This window comes from Streptomyces sp. NPDC058964, from assembly GCF_042741275.1.
GTDB lineage: Bacteria > Actinomycetota > Actinomycetes > Streptomycetales > Streptomycetaceae > Streptomyces.
Window position 1 is genome coordinate 1 of the sequence record NZ_JBHYKH010000712.1, and the last position, 3,582, is coordinate 3,582.

Here is a 3,582-nt window from a genome sequence, read left to right on the forward strand (position 1 = left end):
ACGGCCCCGGGGACCCCCCCCAGGGGGGGGCCCCCTTCGACATCGTGCCCGGTGAGGCACTGGCGGAGGATACGAGATTCGAACTCGTGAGGGGTTGCCCCCAACACGCTTTCCAACTGTGTTGGTGGGGTGGCGGGCTGCGTATTGGGGCGTTCACCTGGGTTCATGGGCGGCTGGCCGCCGGTGCGGGAACGGCTTCGAGCCTCGCCTGAACGGTCGTGAACGGTGCTGAATGAGACGGAAACTGAGACGGATGGGCACGCAGGGCTGATGCGTCCGACCTGCCAGATCGCTGGTCTGACGGCTTCGTCCGTACGAGGATGCTGCCATGAGCCGCGCAGACGAAGAGGAAGAGTCGCTGAACGCACGACTGGAAGCCGGGACGGCAGACCGCGTCTCTGCCGTCCTGCTGGAACAGCTGGCCGACAAGCTCGGCGGCCGGGCCCCGGGCAGCGTCGTGTTCGGCGAGCCCGTCGTGAGCCAGGACGTCACCGTGATCCCCGTGGCGCGGATCGGGTTCGGCTTCGGCGGCAACACCGGCCAGGAGGCCGGCCATGACGGCGTGGTCGGCGGCGGGGCCGAAGCAAGGCCGCTCGGCTTTATCGAGATCAAAGAGGGCAGGACCAGGTACAAGCCCATCCGAGATCCCTGGGTGAAGGTCCTCGTACCACTGACGGGCGGCCTCCTGGCAGGGACCGCGATCCTCCGCTACCTGACGCGGCGCGGGAGGCATTGAAGCGGGGGCGTCCTCAGTCAGGAGTCGGTTGCTGCATGCCAGGGCGAGCGATCTTGAAAACCGTCGTGGCAGCGATGTCACCGTGGGTTCAAATCCCACCGCCTCCGCACTGAGAGCAGCAGAAACGGCCCCTGACCTGGATATCTGGTCAGGGGCCGTTCGCGTGTTCGGGCTCGGTGTCTACCCGGTGTTCCCCGTGATTCCCCGCTCGATCGGGCACGACTGGGGCACGGGGCCTGGACTAGCTGCTGCGGTTGCCGTGGGTCACTGCTGCTCCGCACCCGCCGAGGAGCAAGGTCACCAATGCGGCTGCATCTGCGTACGCGCTAACGATTTCGGCGACCGGTGCGGTGACGAGCACGATCAAGACGATGACCGTGATCAGCCGCTCGGGGTTGATCGGAATTGACATCCCCTGAGGGGTAGGCGACACACTCATGCTTGAGCCTCCTGGAGGTTCGGAGACCCGCCCTGCCGTGCACGCCTAGGAACCTGTTCGGCGAGGGCGGGTTTTTCGTGGTCTGACGGGGGTCATTGTGGGCGCAGATCGGCGATTCGCAAATTCGATCTCGGGTATTCGGACGCGGATTTGCTTGCAGGGACGGGGAGTTGTGACAGGGGTCACCCGTCGGCGATCACCCCAGCCACCCACGATCCCACCCACCACAGCCCGCAGGATCCGGCAGAGCTCCCAGCCGTCGCGCACCTGCTTTTGGATCGGCCTGGGCCACGACCGAGCTGCTGGCCGATGCCATCCGCGCGGCTGCCACTGCGGCGCGCATCGGCGGCCCGGAGATCGACGGCCGATCGCACACCTTCGTCTTCGGCCGACAGCTCGACGTCCGCCCGATCCGCTCCGCCGACTTCGACGGAGGCCAGGAGCTGACCGAGCGGGCCGTAGCGGCATACATCGCCAAGTACGCCACCAAGGGCGCCGAGACGGCCACGGGCACCCTGGACCGGCCGATCCGCTTCCTGGCTGAGCTGGCACAAGCTCAGATCCCCGAACACGCCCGGCGCATGATCCGTACCGCCTGGGCCCTCGGCGCACGCCCCGACCTGGCAGACCTCCGCCTGCGCGCGTGGGCCCACATGCTCGGCTTCCGCGGCCACTTCTCCACCAAGTCCCGCCGCTACTCGACCACGCTCGGGGCTCTCCGCGATGCCCGCGCCGACTGGCGCCGCGCACAAGCCACCTCGGCTGTTACGCAGCAGGACGGTGATACCACGCTCGTCCTCGCCCACTGGGTCTTCGCCGGAACCGGCCTCAGCGCTGCCGAATCCTGGCTCACCGCATCCCTCGAACCCGCCCCCGTAACGGAAGGAGAACCGACCCATGGTTGAGCCCCGACCGACCGTTGCCCTGCCGGAGACGGCTGATCCCTCGCTGGTGCTCCTGACTGTGGAGGAGGCGGCTCGGCGGCTCCGTATCGGCCGTACGACGTGCTTCCGGCTTGTCCTCGCTGGTGAGATCGAGTCGGTCACTGTCGGGCGGCTTCGTCGAGTCCCCGTCGATGCCGTGCCCGCCTACGTGGCCAAGCTGCGCCATCGGCCTGCCGAAGCGGCCTGAGGGGGAGCGGCATGGCAGAGCAGAAGCGCACTCGTCAGCCCAACGGTGCCTCCTCGATCTACCTCGGCAAGGACGGCAAATGGCACGGACGAGTGACGGTCGGCGTCCGCGATGACGGCAAGCCTGACCGCCGCCACATCGAGCGAAAGACCAAGGCCGAGGTGACCAAGGCCGTTCGCGAGATGGAGCGGGCGCGGGATGAGAAGAAGCTCAGGAAGGTGGGCAAGAGCTGGACCGTCCAGTCCTGGCTGGAGCACTGGGTCGAGAACATCGCGAAGCCGTACGTCTCCGAGAACACGTACGACGGGTACGAGGTCGACGTTCGCGTTCACCTCGTGCCCGGCCTGGGTGCCCACAAGCTTGACCGCCTGGAGCCCGAGCACCTGGAGCGCTTCTACCGGAAGATGCAGGACTCCGGGAGCTCCGCCGGCACCGCCCACCACGTCCACCGGACGATCCGGGTCGCCCTCGGTGAGGCGGTGAGGCGCGGGCACGTCCCGACCAACGCGGCGGAGATCGCCAAGGCGCCCCGGCTCGAAGAAGAGGACATCGAGCCGTACACGATCGAAGAGGTTCAGAGCCTGCTCGTCGAAGCGGCCAAGCTCCGCAACAGCGCACGGTGGGTTGTCGCCCTGGCGCTCGGCCTGCGGCAAGGGGAAGCGCTCGGGCTGCACTGGGAGAACGTCGACCTCGAGGCGGGATACGTCCGCATCCGCAAGAACCGGCTGCGCCCCAAGTATGCGCACGGCTGCGGTGCCGACCCGTGCGGGCGGAAGGCGGGCTACTGCCCCAAGCGGGAGCAGACCCGGCGCGAGCACAAGTCCACCAAGTCCCGGGCCGGACGGCGGACTATCGGCCTCCCCGACCCGCTGATCAAGATCCTTCGCCAGCACCGGGAGGCCCAGGAGCGGGAGCGGACCGCGGCCGGCGTCGACTGGGAGGGCAAGGGGTACGTCTTCGCCTCACCGACCGGTGGGCCGCTGAGCCCCGAACACCGACTTCCACGTCTGGAAGCGCCTGCTTCGGGACGCCGGTGTCCGGGACGGCCGTCTTCACGATGCGCGCCACACCGCCGCGACCGTCCTTCTGATCCTTGGCGTCCCGGACGTCGTGATCGACTCGATCATGGGCTGGGAGCCCGGGGGAGCGGCCCGCATGCGCGCGCGGTACATGCATGTGACGGGAGTCATGCTCCGCAAGGTCGCCCAGCAGGTCGGTGACGCGCTCTGGACGCCACCCGGCTCCGAGGAAAAATCCAACTGAGACGGAAACTGAG

3 protein-coding genes, 1 tRNA gene and 2 pseudogenes are annotated in these 3,582 nt (G+C 68.1%); 5 read left to right on the forward strand and 1 reads right to left on the reverse strand.

Features of this window, described 5'->3' with window-relative positions:
• Positions 1–328 precede the first annotated feature (328 nt).
• Together ACFW2E_RS43455 and ACFW2E_RS43460 are read left to right on the forward strand one after the other, a co-directional pair.
• On the forward strand, positions 329–736 hold the full coding sequence (locus ACFW2E_RS43455; RefSeq protein WP_384476684.1) for a GerW family sporulation protein: 408 nt from the start codon (positions 329–331) through the stop codon (positions 734–736).
• A gap of 3 nt (positions 737–739) precedes the next feature.
• Positions 740–843: transfer RNA gene (locus ACFW2E_RS43460), tRNA-Ser, on the forward strand.
• A gap of 134 nt (positions 844–977) precedes the next feature.
• Here ACFW2E_RS43460 and ACFW2E_RS43465 read toward each other — a convergent pair.
• The gene (locus ACFW2E_RS43465) at positions 978–1,148 is read right to left on the reverse strand and encodes a hypothetical protein (RefSeq protein ID WP_384476687.1); all 171 of its coding nucleotides are present in this window, start codon (positions 1,146–1,148) and stop codon (positions 978–980) included.
• Positions 1,149–1,456: 308 nt separating this feature from the next.
• On the opposite strand from ACFW2E_RS43465, the pseudogene ACFW2E_RS43470 reads away from it, so the two are divergent.
• The 3 genes and pseudogenes from ACFW2E_RS43470 to ACFW2E_RS43480 all read left to right on the forward strand — a co-directional run.
• Positions 1,457–2,080, forward strand: a pseudogene (locus tag ACFW2E_RS43470) (replication initiator); the annotation flags it as partial.
• On the forward strand, positions 2,073–2,306 hold the full coding sequence (locus ACFW2E_RS43475) for an excisionase family DNA-binding protein (RefSeq protein ID WP_384476690.1): 234 nt from the start codon (positions 2,073–2,075) through the stop codon (positions 2,304–2,306). The pseudogene ACFW2E_RS43470 and the gene ACFW2E_RS43475, both read left to right, overlap by 8 nt.
• Before the next feature lie 11 nt (positions 2,307–2,317).
• Positions 2,318–3,569, forward strand: a pseudogene (locus tag ACFW2E_RS43480) (tyrosine-type recombinase/integrase).
• Positions 3,570–3,582: the final 13 nt, after the last annotated feature.